Genomic DNA, 15,727 nt, shown 5'->3' with positions numbered 1-15,727 from the left:
TGGAAACTGTCACAGCTGAAGTAGTCAGGGCTACGGCCCATGGACTCATCGAGTTGCTCTTCCAAGTACCTCGCTGTAGGACACAAGCCACTCGGCTCCGCGCCGTTCTCCGCGCCCGCTCCGACAAGGAGGTGCAGGATCGGAGGGGTTCGGCGCAGGGCTGCGCCGCGGAGAGCGAGGGAGCATCCATGACCGGAGCGAGCGTGTTGTTCATCGGCGGGAGCGGCGTGATCAGCGCCTCCTGTGTGCGGGAGGCGACCGAACAAGGCCACGTCGTCACCGTCCTGAACCGGGGGACCACCGGGGGCAGGCCGATCCCGGAGGGTGTGACGCGCCTCCAGGCCGATGTGTCGGACCGCAGCGCCCTGGCGGACGCACTCGGCGACCGCCACTTCGACGTGGTCGTGAACTGGATCGCCTTCACGCCGGACCAGGTGCAGGCCGACATCGACTTCTTCGCCGGACGGACGCGGCAGTACGTCTTCATCAGCTCGGCCTCGGCGTACCAGACGCCGGCGACGCACCTGCCGATCACGGAGTCGACGCCGCTGAAGAACCCCTACTGGCAGTACTCGCGCGACAAGATCGCGTGCGAGGAACTGCTGATGGAGGCGTACCGGGAGCAGGACTTCCCGGTGACGATCGTGCGGCCGTCGCACACCTACGACGAGACGAAGCTGCCGCTCACCGGTGGCTGGACTGCGGTGGCGCGGATGCGCGCCGGCAAGCCGATCATCATCACCGGTGACGGCACGTCGCTGTGGACGCTGACGCACAGCCGTGACTTCGCGGTCGGGTTCACCGGGCTGCTCGACAACGGGTCGGCGATCGGTGAGGCCTTCACGATCACGAGCGACGAGGCGCCGACGTGGAACGCCATCGCACACGAGATCGCGGCGGCGGCGGGGGTGTCCGACCTGCAGATCGTGCACGTGCCGGCGGACGCCATCAACGCCGTGGACCCGGAGTGGGGTGCGGCGCTGCTCGGCGACAAGGCGAACAGCTCGGTGTTCGACAACAGCAAGATCCGGTCGCTCGTGCCGTGGTACCGGCCGCGGACGCCCTACCGGCAGGGTGTGCGCGAGGTCATCGCCTGGTTCGAGGCCAACCCCGACGCGCAGGTCGTCGACGAGCGCCTCGATGCGCTCATGGACGAGTTGGCGGCGCGCTGGGCGGTGTGAGCCGCACTTGGTGAGCAGAAATGGTCGGGCGCCGTGTGGCGACCCGACCATTTCTGCTCACGAAGCGAGCGCGTGGCGCCGAGCGCGTGGCGCCGAGCACGCGGCTCAGGCGCGCGCGGCCAGGACCGACGCGAGCGTGCCGATCGCCGTGCGCAGCTCGTCGTCGGTGACGACGAGCGGCGGGGCGAAGCGGATCGTCGAACCGTGGGTGTCCTTCACGAGCAGCCCGCGGTCGGCCAGGTCCTTCGAGATCTCCTTGCCGGTGCCGAGCGCGGGGTCGATGTCGATCCCCGCCCAGAGTCCGGCGACGCGGTGCGACACGACCCCCTTGCCGAGCAGGTCGTCGAGCAGCCCGCGCAGCAACGGTTCGCCGTCGAGGGCGCGCTGCTGGAACGTGCCCTCACCGAGCATCGCCACGACCTCGGCGCCGACGGCAGCGGCGAGCGGGTTGCCACCGAAGGTCGAACCGTGCTCGCCAGGACGCAGCACCCCGAGGACGGAAGCCGAGCCGACGACCGCGGACACCGGCACGATGCCGCCGCCGAGTGCCTTGCCGAGCGTGATGAGGTCGGGACGGACACCAACGCGCTGCACGGCGAGGGTGTGGCCGGTGCGTCCGAGGCCGGACTGGATCTCGTCGGCGATGAACAGCGCACCGAACTCGTCGCAGACCTCCCGGACTTCCGGGAGGTACGACGCCGGCGGGATGACCACGCCGCCCTCGCCCTGGATGGGTTCGAGCAGCACGGCGACGACGGTCTCGTCCATCGCTGCGCGCAGGGCAGCGGCATCGCCGTACGGCACGGTGCGGAACCCCGGGGTGTACGGACCGAAGTCATCGCGGGCCGAGGGGTCGTCCGAGAACGAGATGATCGTGGTGGTGCGGCCGTGGAAGTTCCCGGACGCCACGATGATCGTCGCGCGGTCCGCGGGGACCCCCTTGACGCGGTAGCCCCAGGCGCGGGACACCTTGATCGCGGACTCCACGGCCTCGGCACCGGTGTTCATCGGCAGGACCATCTCGGTCTCCGTCAACGCCGCCAGTGCCGTGGCGAACGGCCCGAGCTGGTCGTTCACGAACGCACGACTCGTGAGCGTCACCCGGTCGAGCTGCGCCCGGGCGGCGTCGAGCAGCCGCGGGTTGCCGTGGCCGAAGTTCACCGCGGAGTACGCGGCGAGGCCGTCCAGGTACTGCTTGCCGTCGACATCGGTGACGGTCGCTCCGGCCCCCGACGCGATGACGACGGGCAGCGGGCTGTAGTTGTGCGCGAGGGCGCGGTCCTCGACGGCGAGCGCCGCCGCGGTGTTGACCCCGAGCGACGCTGCCGCCGACATCAGCTGACCCCGAGCGAGCGGGCGACCGAGTTGCCGGTGCCGACCGGGTGCAGGTCGAGCGTGCAGCACTTCACGCCGCCACCGCCGAGCAGCAGCTCGGAGAGGTCGACGCCGATCGGGTTGTACCCCTTCTCCCTGAGCTGTTCGGCGAACCGCACAGCCCGCGCGGCGATCACGACGTTGTACCCGTCGGAGTAGGAGTTCAGGCCGAGGATCGCAGCGTCCTCCTCCGTCGCGATGATCGCGTCCGGGAACCGCTCGCGCAGGATCGCCAGCGACGGCTCGTCGAAGGCGCTCTCCAGGTACGCGATGTTCGACCGGCCGGAAGCGTCGGGCTCCGGGTCGAGCACGGCGATGGCGGTGTCGAGGTGGTAGAAGCTCGGGTTGATGAGCTTCAGGGTGACGACCTCACGGCCGTAGATCGTCGCGAGCTCGTCGTGCGAGGTGCTGTCCGACCGGAAGCCGGTGCCCGCGAAGATCGTGTTCCCGATGAGCAGGAAGTCACCCTCGCCCTCGTTGGTCTGCTCGGGCTCGGCGACCGTCAGGCCGGCCTGACGGAACCAGTCCATGTACGCCGGGCCCTCGGGCTGGCGCTCGGGGTACTGGAACTTCGCGCCGTAGGCGATGCCGTCGAGCACGAACCCGCCGTTGGCCGCGTAGACCATGTCCGGCAGGCCGTCGATGGGGTCGATGTACGAGATGTCGAAGCCGAGCTGCTCGTACACGTCGACGAGCGTCTGCCACTGGGCGACGGCCTTCGACGTGTCGGTCGGCTCCTCCGGGTGCATCCAGGGGTTGATCCGGTAGCTCACCGTGTAGAAGTCCGGCTTGCACATCAGGATCGTCCGCTTGGTGGCGGTACGGGCCGGTGCATCGGTGGTCGAGGGTGCGGTGTTCGACATCAGTCCTCCTGAGAAGGGACCGGGGCCCGAGCCTGCCAGGAACCGAAACGGAACGAAGGAGAGGTGCTCCGGCGAGATGCAGGCTCACTCGCCGTAGCGGACCAGGTCGACGCCACGTCGATCCTGACACAGACCGTCCGGCAAGTGCAGTACCGGGAGCGAAGCGTCGTGGCACCCGTTCGGGTGACGCACGTTTCGTGCGTCCGAACCGCCGACCTCGCAAGAAGTCCGCGTACGATGGGTGCAATGGATTCGCTCGACCACCGCATCCTGGATCAACTCCGGGACAACGCCCGCGCCGGCTACGGCGACATCGGGTCGGTGGTCGGACTCTCGGCATCGGCCGTCAAGCGCCGCGTCGACCGACTCGTCGGCGATGGTGTCATCCAGGGCTTCACGATCAAGGTCGACCCCGCCGTCGAGGACCGCGGCACCGAGGCCTGGGTCGAGCTGTACTGCCGCGGCACCGTCTCCCCCGACGAGCTCCGTGCGCTGCTCGACACCGTGCCCGAGGTCATCGACGCCGGCACGGTCACGGGGAGCGCCGACGCCGTCGTGCACATGCGCTCGAAGGACCTGTCCGCGCTCGAGGAGGCGCTCGACAAGGTCCGCCTCGCGCCGCAGGTGGACCACACGCGGTCCGCGATCGTGCTCTCCAAGCTGGTCAGTCGCGACACCGCGTAACGTCCGGCAGATGGCACGGAACACGACCGGGAGGCGCGGATCACCGCCCACGGGATCGCGTCCCGCCCGTCGGCTGGTCACCGCTGCGGGCCTCGCCTACGTCGCGAACTGCCTCTGGGGCACGGCCGTCGCCGTCCGGTTGATCCGGACGAGGAAGCTCCGCGTCGTGCACCACGGCCTGTTCGTCGTGACGGCGACGCTCACCGGGGCCGCCGCGACGACGCTCTTGTGGACCCGTGACCGTTCGGCGCTGTTCCTGCTGCCCGCACTCGTCCCGCTCGCGCTCGCGCCCCGCACGAACCCGCGCTCCGGAGCACACTGGAAGATCGCGGTGGCCGCCGTGCCGTCCTACCTGGGGGCGCTGTTGGTGCGGCGCCGACCGTGACCACGAGACACGAGGGGAAGCAGTGGAGCTCTTCGAGGCCATCCGACGCCGACGGACCACGAACGGGGCGTTCCTGCCCGACCCGGTGTCCGAGGGGCACCAACGGCTGCTCATGGAGCTCGCCGGCCGGGCCCCGTCCCAGCTGAACAGCCAACCGTGGCGGTTCGTGCTGGTCGAGGAGCGCGACACGATCGACCGGGTCGCCGCGATCAGCGGCAGCTCGATGACCCGCACCATGGCCGAGGGGACGTTCTTCGAGCGGTACAAGCCGTACTTCCGGTTCTCGAAGGCCGAGATGGACGAGCGGCGCGACGGCATGCTGTTCGACAAGCTGCCCGGGCCGCTCCGGCCGTTCACGAAGCAGGTGTTCACGAAGCGTGGGCAGCTGCTCATGAACACCCTCCGCGTGCCGCAGAGCCTGGGTGAGGAGAACCGGAAGCTCGTCGCCGGGTCGCCGCTGCTGCTCGGCGTGATGCTCGACCGCCACGAGTACCGGCAGCAGGAGCTGTCCGGCTTCTACTCCGTGTTCAGCATGGGCGCGGCGATGGAGAACATCTGGCTCGCGACGACCGAGCTCGGGCTGGGGATCCAGTTCGTGTCCTTCCCGATGGAGACCCCGGGCGCCTGGGCGGAGATCGAGGGGCTGCTCCGGGTGCCCGAGTCGCTCGAGCTCATGGCCGTCTACCGGATCGGGTACCTACCGCCCGAACGGCGCCGCCCCGCGATCGACTGGACGTCGAGCGAGCGGAAGCGGCCATCGCAGTACGTGTTCCGCGGCACCTGCGACACCCCGCAGCAGGGGTGGGACGACGCGCCCGTCGCGGGCCACATCGAACCGGAGGCGACCACATCGTGACCGACACCCGACCCACCCAGAGTGCCCCGGGCCTCCCGGGAACCGCCCCCGGCCTGCCGGGCCGCCCCTGGATCTCGCAGGACTGGCTCGACGTCGTCTTCGTGCACTGGCGCGTCGACGTGTCGGCGGTGGCCCCGCTGCTGCCAGCCGGAACGCGACCCGACACGATGGCGCTCGACGGGACGGACGACGGGGTGACCACCTGGGTGGGCCTCATCGGGTTCCGGTTCGAGGACACCCGGTTCCCGCCCCTCGGGGCGCTGGGGCGGACCGGCTCGATCGGCGACTTCGTCGAGGTGAACGTCCGCGTCTACACGGTCGACGAGCAGGGCCAGCACGGTGTCGTGTTCCTGTCGCTCGACGCCGGCAAGCTGCTGCCGACCCTCGGCGCACGCGTGGCCACCGGACTGCCCTACTGGTGGGCGGACGCCGAGTCGCGGAGCGGCGACGGCCGCGTCGGGTACGCGATGCGGCGGCACGGGACGCACCTGCGGTCGATGCTAGACGTCCGCGTGGGCGAGGTACTGGACGAGCCAGGGCTGCTCGAGACGTTCCTGACCGCGCGGTGGGGCATGCACGTGCACCGGGCCGGGCGGACCCGGTTCTGGCCGAACGAGCACGACGCGTGGCCGTTGCACCGGGCCTCGGTCGTGTCGTTGCGGGACGACCTGGTCGGCGCTGCGGGGCTGCCGTTCGGGTTGACGGAGCTCGAGCCGGACTCGGTGCTCTACTCGGCGGGGGTCACGACGCGGTTCGGTCGGGGGCGCTGAGCGGGTCGTCGGCCGGCGGCTCCGGTCCCGGTCGCTGTTCTGGTCCCGGTTCCGGTTCGCCGGCGTCCGCCGCCGCTCCGTTCTGGTCGGGGTCGGCCGTCCCAGAGGCGGCTCGCCACTGCAGGACCGCAGTGACGACAGCGACCGGGACGATGACGATGCTCCACCCGATCCACCGCGATGAGTGTGCTTCGTCGACGCTCGGGACCGTCAACGCCACGACCGCGTACACAGCCGACACGACCGCGACAGCAGCCGACGCCGCCGAACGCCCCCACAGCTCGAACCGCGTCGGCTCGTCCCGCCGCACCGTGTACAGGCCCGTCGCGGCAGCCAGGTAGCCGATCAGGAGCGTCTGCGCGCCCACCGCGAGGGCGAACACCGCCAACGCGACTCCGGCGGCGCTCCAGACGACGACACGCGTGCGGTGCAAGCGCCAAGCCGTCGTGCAACTCGGGTACCAGTACGCCCGTCGTCCGGCGAACGCGAGCACGACCGCGCCGACCAGCCCGACGACACCGACGAGGACCGCGACGGGCAGGGCGGGACGCTGCAGCCAGATGCCGATCGCCACGACCGCCAGCGCCCCGACTGCCTGGGCCATCGGAGGACCCCACCACTGCTCGGGGAGGATCGGCGCCCGGCGGATCCAGCGCGGCTGCGGCTCCGCGTCCGGCTCGGGTTCCACCGGGTCGTCTCGCGTGTCCACGCGACCATCATGCTCGCCACCGTCCGCAGGCACGGGCCGTCGGGGGACACCGGCTGAGTGGTGCATGGTCGGCCGCAGGTACAAGTGAGCCATGACTCGAGTGGCAGTGGTGACCGGTGGATCCGCAGGACTGGGGCGTGCGACCGTCCGGGAGCTCGCCGCGCGGGGGTGGGACGTCGCCGTCCTCGCCCGCGGACGGGACGGCGTCGACGCCGCGGTCGCCGAGGTCGAGGCCGCGGGGCGTCGCGGGCTGGCCCTGGTCGCCGACGTGTCCGACCGCGAGGCCGTCGAGGCCGCGGCCGACCGCGTCGAGCAGGAACTCGGGCCGATCGACCTGTGGGTGAACGGCGTGATGGTCGGGGTGTTCGGCAAGTTCCTGGACACCGCGCCCGAGGACTTCGAGCGGGCGCTCAACGTGACCTACCTCGGCTTCGTCAACGGGACCCGTGCCGCGCTCTCCCGGATGGTGCCCCGCGGCCAGGGACACGTCGTCCAGGTCGGCTCAGCACTCGGCTTCCGGGGCATCCCGCTGCAGGCCGCGTACTGCGGCGCGAAGCACGCGATCGTCGGGTTCACCGAGTCCGTCGTCTCCGAGCTGCTCGAACAGGGCAGCAAGGTGAAGGTGTCGCGGGTCGACATGCCCGCCCTGAACACGATCCAGTTCGGCTGGGTGAAGTCGAAGCTGCCGCACCACCCGCAGCCGGTCGCCCCGATCATCCAGCCCGAGGTCGGTGCCCGCGCGATCGCTGCCGTGGCCGAGCGGCCGCGCCGTCGCACCTGGGTCGGCGAGTCGACCGTCTACACGATCCTCGGCAACCGGATCAGCGGGCGTTTCGCCGACTGGTACGCCGCCAAGACGCTCGTCTCCGGGCAGCAGGCGCCCGACAAGGACGGGCAGGAGCTGCAGGAAAACCTGTACGAGCCGGTGCCGGGCGACCACGGCGCGCACGGTGTGTTCGACGAGTCCGCACACGCCTGGTCGCCGCAGACCTGGTGGGTGGAACACCGACGGATCGGCAACGGCATCATCGGGGCGGCACTCGGCGCGGCCGGGGCCGTCGCACTCGTGGCCGGACGACGACGATGAGCCGCCACGGATCGTCGGTGCGGGGTGCAGCCGTCGTCGAGCTGTGCCGGGCCGGACTCGGCCTGTGGCACCTGGGCCGAGCGGCTCGTGGTCGCGACCAGGCCGTGCTGCACGGCGTGCTCGGCGTCCGGCAGCTCGTGCAGGCCGCCCTCGTCGCACGCACGGGCACCGGGAACGCACACACGCTGAGCGCAGCCGTCGACGCGGTGCACGGCGTGACGATGGTGCCGCTCGCCCTCGACCCACGACGCCGCGGGTTCGCCCTGCAGCAGGTGTGGATCGCCACGGTGCTCACCGTCGCCGAGGTCGCCGTCGTCGGTCGGGGCAGCCGGCGCTGACGGCGCTGACGGCGGGCGGCGCTGACGGCGCTGACGGCGCTGACGGCGGGCGGCGCTGACATCTGTCGGGGGTGCTCGGTAGCGTCCGGGGCATGGGTACCACCTACTCCGTCGCGTCCTCGCTGGACGGCTTCGTCGCTGCACCGGACGACGACCTCGACTGGCTGCTGCAGTTCGGCTTCGAGCCGTTCCAGGAGCACCACGACCGGTTCTTCGCGGGCATCGGCGCGATCGTCATGGGCTCGACCACGTACGAGTGGCTGCTCGAGCACGACGACACGTGGGCGTACCCGGACCTGGCGACGTGGGTGTTCACCACGCGTGACCTGCCGGTGCCGGACGGCGCCGACGTGCACTTCGTGTCGGGCGAGGTCGCGGACCACCAGGCCGACCTCGAACGGGCCGCCGGCGAGCGCGACGTCTGGGTCGTCGGCGGCGGACTGCTCGCGGCGCAGTACCAGCAAGCAGGGCTGCTCGACGAGCTCCGCGTCACCGTGATGCCGGTGGCGCTCGGCGCCGGTGCGCCGCTGCTACCGGTCGCGGCACCGACCCAGGTGTTCGAGCTGGTCGGGACGACGCCGTTCACCGGCGGTGCCGTCGAGCTGCACTACCGGTCCGCAGCAACCCCGGCGTAGCGTCCGAGCCATGAGCGACAACGAGCAGACCGAGCCCGTCATGGACGGCGCCAACGAGGCCACGAACCACGAGAAGCTGCACGGCCTGATCGAACAGGTCGACCACGACCACCACGGCGAGGGCGCCGGAGCGATGGCCGACCACCTGCGTGACCGGATGGACGAGACCGGCGTCGAGGACGAAGAAGCAGGCGACACCGAGGACTGACCCGAGCCGGGGACGTCAGACGCGCAGGTCAGCGAAGTCCGCGTCGACGTCCCCGAACCGGTGCGCGGTGATGGAGACCGACTGTTCACGGATGAACGGGAGCATCTCGATCAACCCGGCCTCGACGACGGGTGCGTCGTGGATCGCGACGTCGATGCTCGCCCCGAGGGCCTCCTCGAGCGCCAGGGCATCGCCACCGATGAGCCGGATCCGAGCTCCGGGGCCGCCGAACGCCGTGTGCACGGGTCGGTCCTGCCCCTGCGCGAGCATGTCCCCGAGTGCGTCGACGGGTTCGTCGTCCTCACCACTCGTCCAGTTCGCCTGGAACACGGCGCCGGACGAAGCGCGGGCGTGGAAGTCCTGGTCCGACTCGACCAGGTGGTCGACGACGTCCAGCGGCGACCGACTCGAGGCCAGCAGCTGACTGAGCGGGCCGGGCAACGGGCGGGCGGTGCTGAGCAGGACGTGGGCGCGTGCAGCCGTGGCAGCGACGAGCGCGCGGACCAGGTCGCCCGCCGAGGCGTCCTCGGCCTGCCGCACGATGACGGACTGCGGTCGGTGGCGCAGCACGTTCCGCTGCACCACGAGCCCCGACAGGTCGTGCGAGCCGCCGTACAGCTCCTCGCGCGCACGGACGTCGCTGAGCGCACCGGCCCGCACCTGGTCGAACTCCTCGAACGACAAGCCGCTGCGTGCGGCCTCGATCACCGAGGTCACGCGCGGCGGGAGACCGTGCAGCTGGATGCTCTTGTGCACCGTGCGCGGGACCGGTTCCCACCGGCCGAGCGTCGCGACGTACATCGGTCCGCCCGCCTTCGTGCCCGTGCCCACGGACGACCGCTTCCAGCCGCCGAACGGCTGCCGGCCGACGACCGCACCGGTGATGCCGCGGTTCACGTACAGGTTGCCGGCGCGCACGCTCGCCAGCCAGTCCGCCACCTCGTCGGCGTCGAGCGAGTGGATCCCCGCCGTCAGGCCGTAGTCCGTGCCGTTCTGGATCGCGATCGCCTGCTCGAGCGTCTCGGCGCGCATGATGCCGAGCACCGGACCGAAGTACTCGATCTGGTGGAAGTCGCTGCCCGGCCGGACGCCGTCACGGATGCCGGGTGACCAGAGCCGCCCGGAGTCGTCGAGGGCCGTCGGCTGCACGAGCCAGGACTCCCCCGGCCCGAGCTCGGTGAGCCCTTGCCGCAGCTTGCCCTCGGGCTCGGCGATGACCGGGCCGACCTGGGCGGTGGGGTCGTCGGGCCAGGCGACCCGGAGCGTGCGCGTGGCGTCGACGAGCTGCCGACGGAAGCGTTCGCTCTCGCCGACCGTGCCGACCAGGACGACCAGGGACGCCGCCGAGCACTTCTGGCCGGCGTGGCCGAAGGCGGACTGCACGATGTCCTGCACCGCGAGGTCGATGTCGGCGCTCGGCGTGACGACGATCGCGTTCTTGCCGCTCGTCTCGGCGCTCAGTGGCAGACCGGCGCGCCACCAGCGGAACGATCGCGCGGTGTCGGCCGAACCGGTCAGGATGATGCGGTCGACTGCGGGGTGTCCGACGAGGTCACGGCCGAGTTCGTCCTCGGCCAGGTCGACGAGCTGCAGCAACGAGTGCGGCACGCCGGCGTCCCAGAGTACGTCGGCCAGCAGCGCACCACTGCGCTTCGCCTCGGGTGCCGGCTTGAGCACGACTCCGCTGCCCGCGGCGAGCGCCGCCAGCACCCCACCGGCGGGGATCGCGACGGGGAAGTTCCACGGCGGCACGACGACCGTCAGGCGTGGCGGGACGTAGCGGGCACCCTCGATGTCGCCGAGGCGGCGGGCGCGCTCGGCGTAGTAGTGGGCGGCGTCGACGGCTTCGGTGACCTCGGTGTCAGCCTCGGAGAACGTCTTGCCGGTCTCCGCCGCCATCACCTCGATCAGGTCGGCGCGGCGGGTCTCGAGCTCGTGCCCGATCAGGTCGAGGAGCTCAGCACGGTCGGAGGGGTCCTGCCGCCCCCAGTTGACGCCGGCCTGCGCGGTGCGGGCCATGATCCGTTCGAGCTTGGAGCGGTCGGCCACCTTGGCCCCGCGGATCGTCTGCGCGCCGAGCTGCGAGCGCGGTACCCGGCGCAGGACGTCGAGCGCCCACGCACGGTTGGCGGGGACGGCGGGGTCGGTGTCCGGGGCGTTCCGGAACGCGTCGCGCAGCACCGGTTCGCCGAGTGCCCGGTGGCGGTCCTGGGTGCGGTGCGTCGCGTGCACCGGCTCGTCGAGTGCCGCGACCGACGCCAGGTACCGGCCGTGTTCGCGGTCGAACACGCTGGCGTCGTGGTCGATGTCGGACGCCGCGGCGATGAAGTTCTCGGGGCTCGAGCTCTCCTGCAGGCGGCGGGCGAGGTACGCGATCGCGGAGTCGAACTCGTCCGGCTGGACGACGGGTGTGTAGAGCAGGATCTGTCCGACGTCGGCGCGGACGGCGTCGGCGTGCGTGGACGCCATGCCGAGCAGCATCTCGACGTCGACCGCGTCGGTCACCCCGCGGCGCTGGGCGAGCACCCACGCGGTCGCCAGGTCGAACAGGTTGTGGCCGGCGACCCCGATGCGCACGGCGTCGGTGCGCTCCGGGGTCAGCGCGGCGTCGAGCAGCCGCAGGTAGGCGGAGTCGGTCTCGCGCTTGCTGCCCCAGGTCGCGAGCGGCCAGTCGTGCACGATCGCGTCGACGTGCTCCATCGCCAGGTTCGCGCCCTTGACGAGCCGCACCTTGATCGGAGCGCCACCCCGGGCCCGGCGTTCCTGCGCCCAGGTCGTCAGGGACTCGAGCGCCCCGGCGGCATCGGGCAGGTAGGCCTGCAGCACGATGCCGGCCTGCAGCCCCGCGAACTCGTCACGGTCGAGCAGGGTCCGGAACACCGCGAGGGTGACGTCGAGGTCGCGGTACTCCTCCATGTCCAGGTTGATGAACTTCGCCTGACCGCCGGAGGCCAGCGGAGCCGCCGCCAGCCGGTACAACGGCACGAGCCGGTCGACGACCCGCTCGACCGTCTGGTCGAACGCCCACATCGACATCTGCGGCACGACCGAGCTGACCTTGATCGACACGTAGTCGACGTCGTCGCGGGCGAGCAGGTCCATCGTCCCCTGCAGCCGACGGTCGCTCTCAGCGCTGCCGAGCACGGCTTCGCCGAGCAGGTTCACGTTGAGCCGGGTGCCCGGCCCACCGACCTTGGCGAGCGCCGGACCGAGCTTCGCCGTGCTCGCGTCGATCATCAGGTGGCCGGTCATCCGGCGCAGGATCCGCCGTGCGGTGGGGATGACCGCCCACGGCGCCATCGTCGCGAACCCGCCGCCGAGGGTCACCGCACCGCGCAGGTACCAGGCGAGGAAGTCGGGGACGTCGCGGCTGACCTGCTCGAGGTTGCGGGCCGCGACCCGGGGGTCTTCGGGGCGGATGACCTTGTCGACGAAGCTGCGCGTGAAGTCGAGGCCACGCTCGTCGCGCAGGGCCTCGGCGAGACGGGCGGCACCGGCGTCCGGCTTCGCCCCGGCGGACGCCGCCAGCCACTTGCGGACCAGCGCAACGGCGTCGTCGGTGCAGTCCTGGAGGCGGGCGCTCGGCATGCTCCGATCGTATGCCGCACCTCCGACCTCACCTTGGAGCGCGCCGCACGTCGGCTCGGAACCGTCCTGGGGGATGACGTCAGCCGAAGACCCGGATCAGTTCCGGCAGCATGAGCAGCAGCGGCAGCACCGTGAAGACGGAGATGACCGCGCCGACGACGATGCCCGTGATCGCGAGACCGCGTCCGGCCTCGCCCGTCCGCCGCAGCTGCGGCAGCGCGATGAGCCCCACGACGACCCCGCCGATGGGCACCACGAACCCCAGCACGAGCGCGATGATCGCCAGGGTGTTCGTCGGGCGGACCGGTGTGATCGGCGGCTGTGCGTACGGGTTCGTCATGCGGGTTCCTGTCTCGTCGCGCCGAGCGCTGCACGGCCCGGTCATCGTACGGGCCGTGCGGATCGCTCCGCAGCGCCCCGTTCGGGTCATCCGGACGGATGAAAGACGCGGCGGCGGGGTCGGTCGGTCCCCACGGTGGATACGCTGGTCGGCATGTCGACGCAGGGCAACGATGGCCACGACTGGGCGACGTGGGACGCCTACCACGACGTCTGGCGACGCCTCGACCGAGCGCTCGACCAGGCCGTCCAGGCGGGCGCCGGCATCTCCATCCCCGAGTTCGAGATCCTGATCGGGCTGCAGCGCGAGCCGGACCACCGGCTGCGCGTCCGCGACATCGCCGCTGGCATCGGTTGGGAGAAGTCGCGCGTCAGTCACCAGGTCACACGGATGGTCTCCCGCGGCCTGGTCGGACGCGCCGACTGCCCGACCGACGGCCGCGGCAGCTGGGTGGAGATGACCCCCGACGGCCGCCGCGCGGTGCTCGCCGGCATCCGCGCGCACACCGGTGCGCTGGAAGACCTGTTCTGGAGGCCCGTGGGGACCGACGCGGACATCCTCCGGTCCGTCAGCGCGCGCGTCCAGGACGCGATCGGCCCCGACGTGTCGGACGAGGCCGTCTCGGGCTAGCTGCCCCCGCACGTCCGCCGAGGTTCCACGACTCGCCGTCCGGGGAGCGCCGAGGTTCCACGAACGCCCCTGAGCTGCGCCGAGATGCCGAGATTTCGGAACCTCGGGGGCTCGGGGGCGGGCGGGCGGCGGGGCGGGACGGGAGCTAGAGGTCGACGACGGCGAGGGCTCCCTGTTCGCCACGGAGCCGCACCTGCACGCTCGCGATGTCGTCGCGCGGGATGTCCGTCGACGCCGACAGCCCCTTCGCGTCCTCGCCTGCGGCCGTCCACGAGCCGACGATCTGCGCGGTGCCGTCCGACCGCACCACGACCAGGTCGTACATGACCGAGCCGTCCGCCGCCCACTCCTTGCCGCCGTAGGAGCAACCCCAGTCGAAGCGGGTGCCCCACTGTTCACCGCTGACGGCCAGGTCGACGTCGAGCCCCTGGGCGCCGGTCATGTCGTAGCGGTCCGCGGTCGCCGATGCTGAGACGTCACGACCGGCCTGCACCGAGCCGCGGTCCCCCGCCGTGCCGACGGCGAGTCCGCCCAGGACGGCAGCGACCACCGCGAGCCCCGCGGTGGCGGCGACCCAGACCCGGCGACGGCGGCGACGGTGTCGAACGCGGTGCGCGACCGAGGCGAGGGTGCTCTCGGAACCGGTGTCGGGCCTCCCGTCCGGTTCGGCGATCTCGATCGCCTGGTCGGCCGGCAGCTTGGCGAGCAGCCCGGGCAGGCCGACCAGCTCGGCGACGGCGGCCGTGCAACGGTCGCAGGTCTCCAGGTGCTGCTCGTACTCGAGCCGCTCGTCCGGGCTCAGGGACCCGAGCACGTACGCCGCGTCCCACTCTGCGTGCCGGTCGTCGCTCATCGGGTCACTCCTCGTTCCTGCAGTGCGAGCCGCAGGGCTCGCAGCCCGTAGTGCAACCGCGACTTCGCGGTGCCCTCGGGGATGTCGTGTCGTCGTGCGATCTCCGGCACCGTGTGGCCGAGCCAGTAGGCGTCCACGACCACGCGGCGGTGGTCCGGGGAGAGCGATGCGAGCGCGTCGGCCACGACGATGCGGTCGAGCACGGCGTCGGTGCGGTCCGACTCGGCGCGGTCGACGGGGTGTTCGGTGCCGAACTCCCGGCGGTTCCGAGCTGATCGCGCGTCGTCGACGACCAGGTTCCGCGCGACCGTGAACAGCCAGGCGCGGGCGCTGTCCGGCGCGCGTTCCAGCACCGCTGGGCGCTGCCAGGCGCGGACCATGGTCTCCTGCACGACGTCCTCGACCGCCGAGCCGTCCCGCGTCAGGTGCCGGACGTACCGGGTGAGCGCGTCACCGTGCTCGCGGTACAGCGTCGCGAGCAGCTCGTCGGCGGAACGACTCGACACGGTCACTTCTGCAGGTCGAGGGAGAACTCGACGGAGCCCTTCCCGTCCACGGTGACGAAGCCGAGCGAGGGAGCCTTCACGCCGTAGTCGGCGAACGTGATCGGCACCGAGCCGGCGACCTGGACGGTGCCTCCCGTGCCGACCGCCACCTGCGCGTCGGCGGTGACGGCCTTCGTGACGCCGTGCAGGTCCATCGTGCCGGTCAGGGTGACGTCCTGCGTGCTGCCGTCGAGCGCCTTCGAGACGTCGACGGGCTTCGTCAGCGTGAACGTCGCCGTCGGGAACTTGTCCGTCTCCAGCGCGGTGTCCCGGAAGTAGGCGTCGCGCGCGGACTCGGGCGTTGAGATCTTCGCGACCTGGACCGTGACCGTCGCCGTCGCGAGGGAGCCGCCGTCGACCTCGGCGGTGCCCTCGACGTCCTTCGTGCGTCCGACCACGTTCACATCATTCCCCTGCAGGACCTCGTGCACCCGGTAGCCGGCGTACGAGGTCTTCGTGCTGGTCCAGGTGCCGTCGGCGTCCGCTGCGTCGAGGCTGGCCGACGACGTCGCTTCCAGGGAGGGAGCTGCGGCGGCCTGTCCGTTGACGGTGCTCGCGTAGATGGACGGACCGGCGATGACGGCGGCGGCCGCGATGACCACGACGCCGGTGGAGATGCCGATGATGACCTTGGTGCGTGTGCGGAGTCCCATACCCGGTCAACGAGGTGGCAGGCTGGAT

General features: G+C 71.4%; 18 protein-coding genes. 10 read left to right on the top strand and 8 right to left on the bottom strand.

Translation table 11 applies throughout. The features are described from left to right. Positions 1 to 188 precede the first annotated feature (188 nt). Positions 189 to 1,181, top strand: coding sequence for an SDR family oxidoreductase (locus EDF23_RS14165; protein WP_131922002.1), 993 nt, complete (start codon positions 189 to 191; stop codon positions 1,179 to 1,181). Positions 1,182 to 1,286: 105 nt separating this feature from the next. Here the strand turns inward: EDF23_RS14165 and rocD are convergent, their stop codons facing one another. Together rocD and ddaH are read right to left on the bottom strand one after the other, a co-directional pair. Then, positions 1,287 to 2,516 (bottom strand): ornithine--oxo-acid transaminase, encoded by a 1,230-nt coding sequence (gene rocD / locus EDF23_RS14160; RefSeq protein ID WP_131922001.1) that lies wholly within the window; start codon positions 2,514 to 2,516, stop codon positions 1,287 to 1,289. Beyond that, entirely contained in the window at positions 2,516 to 3,418 is a 903-nt protein-coding gene (gene ddaH, locus EDF23_RS14155) for a dimethylargininase (RefSeq protein ID WP_123294534.1), read from the bottom strand. The genes rocD and ddaH overlap by 1 nt, the downstream gene beginning before the upstream one ends. 246 nt (positions 3,419 to 3,664) lie before the next feature. On the opposite strand from ddaH, the gene EDF23_RS14150 reads away from it, so the two are divergent. Genes EDF23_RS14150 through EDF23_RS14135 form a run of 4 tightly spaced genes read left to right on the top strand, consistent with a single transcriptional unit; the run spans position 3,665 to position 6,113 of the window. Then, positions 3,665 to 4,102, top strand: coding sequence for an Lrp/AsnC family transcriptional regulator (locus EDF23_RS14150; RefSeq protein ID WP_111083794.1), 438 nt, complete (start codon positions 3,665 to 3,667; stop codon positions 4,100 to 4,102). A gap of 10 nt (positions 4,103 to 4,112) precedes the next feature. Further along, positions 4,113 to 4,487: a hypothetical protein gene (locus EDF23_RS14145; protein ID WP_131922000.1), complete on the top strand. Its 375-nt coding sequence runs from the start codon at positions 4,113 to 4,115 to the stop codon at positions 4,485 to 4,487. 22 nt (positions 4,488 to 4,509) lie between these two features. Then, positions 4,510 to 5,343 carry a nitroreductase family protein gene (locus EDF23_RS14140; protein WP_123937216.1) on the top strand — a complete coding sequence of 278 codons (834 nt, stop codon included), beginning with the start codon at positions 4,510 to 4,512 and terminating at the stop codon, positions 5,341 to 5,343. Further along, positions 5,340 to 6,113: a DUF2071 domain-containing protein gene (locus tag EDF23_RS14135; RefSeq protein WP_207895503.1), complete on the top strand. Its 774-nt coding sequence runs from the start codon at positions 5,340 to 5,342 to the stop codon at positions 6,111 to 6,113. The genes EDF23_RS14140 and EDF23_RS14135 overlap by 4 nt, the downstream gene beginning before the upstream one ends. Here EDF23_RS14135 and EDF23_RS14130 read toward each other — a convergent pair. Beyond that, complete coding sequence (locus EDF23_RS14130) at positions 6,085 to 6,822, bottom strand: hypothetical protein (RefSeq protein WP_131844958.1); 738 nt, start codon at positions 6,820 to 6,822, stop codon at positions 6,085 to 6,087. The genes EDF23_RS14135 and EDF23_RS14130 overlap by 29 nt on opposite strands. Positions 6,823 to 6,913: 91 nt before the next feature. Between EDF23_RS14130 and EDF23_RS14125 the strand changes: the two genes are divergently transcribed. The 4 genes from EDF23_RS14125 (at position 6,914) to EDF23_RS14110 (ending at position 9,090) form a co-directional block, all read left to right on the top strand. Beyond that, positions 6,914 to 7,909 (top strand): SDR family oxidoreductase, encoded by a 996-nt coding sequence (locus tag EDF23_RS14125; protein WP_131921999.1) that lies wholly within the window; start codon positions 6,914 to 6,916, stop codon positions 7,907 to 7,909. Beyond that, positions 7,906 to 8,247, top strand: a complete 342-nt coding sequence (locus EDF23_RS14120) for a hypothetical protein (RefSeq protein WP_131844960.1) — start codon at positions 7,906 to 7,908, stop codon at positions 8,245 to 8,247. Before EDF23_RS14125 ends, EDF23_RS14120 begins: the two co-directional genes overlap by 4 nt. Before the next feature lie 92 nt (positions 8,248 to 8,339). Then, entirely contained in the window at positions 8,340 to 8,882 is a 543-nt protein-coding gene (locus EDF23_RS14115; RefSeq protein WP_131921998.1) for a dihydrofolate reductase family protein, read from the top strand. Between the two features lie 10 nt (positions 8,883 to 8,892). After that, positions 8,893 to 9,090: a hypothetical protein gene (locus tag EDF23_RS14110; RefSeq protein WP_123339214.1), complete on the top strand. Its 198-nt coding sequence runs from the start codon at positions 8,893 to 8,895 to the stop codon at positions 9,088 to 9,090. 15 nt (positions 9,091 to 9,105) lie between these two features. Here the strand turns inward: EDF23_RS14110 and EDF23_RS14105 are convergent, their stop codons facing one another. Both EDF23_RS14105 and EDF23_RS14100 read right to left on the bottom strand, forming a co-directional pair. Further along, on the bottom strand, positions 9,106 to 12,678 hold the full coding sequence (locus EDF23_RS14105; protein WP_131921997.1) for a bifunctional proline dehydrogenase/L-glutamate gamma-semialdehyde dehydrogenase: 3,573 nt from the start codon (positions 12,676 to 12,678) through the stop codon (positions 9,106 to 9,108). Between the two features lie 79 nt (positions 12,679 to 12,757). Next, positions 12,758 to 13,018, bottom strand: a complete 261-nt coding sequence (locus EDF23_RS14100) for a DUF4190 domain-containing protein (protein WP_165901134.1) — start codon at positions 13,016 to 13,018, stop codon at positions 12,758 to 12,760. Between the two features lie 153 nt (positions 13,019 to 13,171). On the opposite strand from EDF23_RS14100, the gene EDF23_RS14095 reads away from it, so the two are divergent. Next, entirely contained in the window at positions 13,172 to 13,648 is a 477-nt protein-coding gene (locus EDF23_RS14095) for a MarR family winged helix-turn-helix transcriptional regulator (RefSeq protein WP_131921995.1), read from the top strand. A 145-nt stretch (positions 13,649 to 13,793) separates the two neighbouring features. Here the strand turns inward: EDF23_RS14095 and EDF23_RS14090 are convergent, their stop codons facing one another. From EDF23_RS14090 to EDF23_RS14080, 3 genes are read right to left on the bottom strand one after another with little or no spacing between them, the layout of a single operon-like run. Continuing rightward, positions 13,794 to 14,501 (bottom strand): zf-HC2 domain-containing protein, encoded by a 708-nt coding sequence (locus EDF23_RS14090; protein ID WP_131921994.1) that lies wholly within the window; start codon positions 14,499 to 14,501, stop codon positions 13,794 to 13,796. Next, complete coding sequence (locus tag EDF23_RS14085; protein ID WP_123294523.1) at positions 14,498 to 15,013, bottom strand: sigma-70 family RNA polymerase sigma factor; 516 nt, start codon at positions 15,011 to 15,013, stop codon at positions 14,498 to 14,500. Before EDF23_RS14085 ends, EDF23_RS14090 begins: the two co-directional genes overlap by 4 nt. Beyond that, entirely contained in the window at positions 15,010 to 15,699 is a 690-nt protein-coding gene (locus tag EDF23_RS14080; protein ID WP_131921993.1) for a YceI family protein, read from the bottom strand. The genes EDF23_RS14085 and EDF23_RS14080 overlap by 4 nt, the downstream gene beginning before the upstream one ends. Between the last annotated feature and the right edge of the window lie 28 nt (positions 15,700 to 15,727).

Origin of the sequence: Curtobacterium sp. PhB128 (genome assembly GCF_004340725.1) — a bacterium.
In the GTDB taxonomy this organism is placed as follows: domain Bacteria; phylum Actinomycetota; class Actinomycetes; order Actinomycetales; family Microbacteriaceae; genus Curtobacterium.
This window is presented reverse-complemented; position numbering and strand designations above follow the sequence as displayed.

Coding starts and splice junctions, on each gene's coding strand:
- EDF23_RS14115 (WP_131921998.1), top strand. CDS start 8,340: ATGGGTACCACCTACTCCGTCGCGTCCTCGCTGGACGGCTTCGTCGCT.
- EDF23_RS14090 (WP_131921994.1), bottom strand. CDS start 14,501: ATGAGCGACGACCGGCACGCAGAGTGGGACGCGGCGTACGTGCTCGGG.
- EDF23_RS14125 (WP_131921999.1), top strand. CDS start 6,914: ATGACTCGAGTGGCAGTGGTGACCGGTGGATCCGCAGGACTGGGGCGT.
- EDF23_RS14110 (WP_123339214.1), top strand. CDS start 8,893: ATGAGCGACAACGAGCAGACCGAGCCCGTCATGGACGGCGCCAACGAG.
- EDF23_RS14145 (WP_131922000.1), top strand. CDS start 4,113: ATGGCACGGAACACGACCGGGAGGCGCGGATCACCGCCCACGGGATCG.
- EDF23_RS14165 (WP_131922002.1), top strand. CDS start 189: ATGACCGGAGCGAGCGTGTTGTTCATCGGCGGGAGCGGCGTGATCAGC.
- EDF23_RS14100 (WP_165901134.1), bottom strand. CDS start 13,018: ATGACGAACCCGTACGCACAGCCGCCGATCACACCGGTCCGCCCGACG.
- EDF23_RS14150 (WP_111083794.1), top strand. CDS start 3,665: ATGGATTCGCTCGACCACCGCATCCTGGATCAACTCCGGGACAACGCC.
- EDF23_RS14105 (WP_131921997.1), bottom strand. CDS start 12,678: ATGCCGAGCGCCCGCCTCCAGGACTGCACCGACGACGCCGTTGCGCTG.
- rocD (WP_131922001.1), bottom strand. CDS start 2,516: ATGTCGGCGGCAGCGTCGCTCGGGGTCAACACCGCGGCGGCGCTCGCC.
- ddaH (WP_123294534.1), bottom strand. CDS start 3,418: ATGTCGAACACCGCACCCTCGACCACCGATGCACCGGCCCGTACCGCC.
- EDF23_RS14120 (WP_131844960.1), top strand. CDS start 7,906: ATGAGCCGCCACGGATCGTCGGTGCGGGGTGCAGCCGTCGTCGAGCTG.
- EDF23_RS14080 (WP_131921993.1), bottom strand. CDS start 15,699: ATGGGACTCCGCACACGCACCAAGGTCATCATCGGCATCTCCACCGGC.
- EDF23_RS14095 (WP_131921995.1), top strand. CDS start 13,172: ATGTCGACGCAGGGCAACGATGGCCACGACTGGGCGACGTGGGACGCC.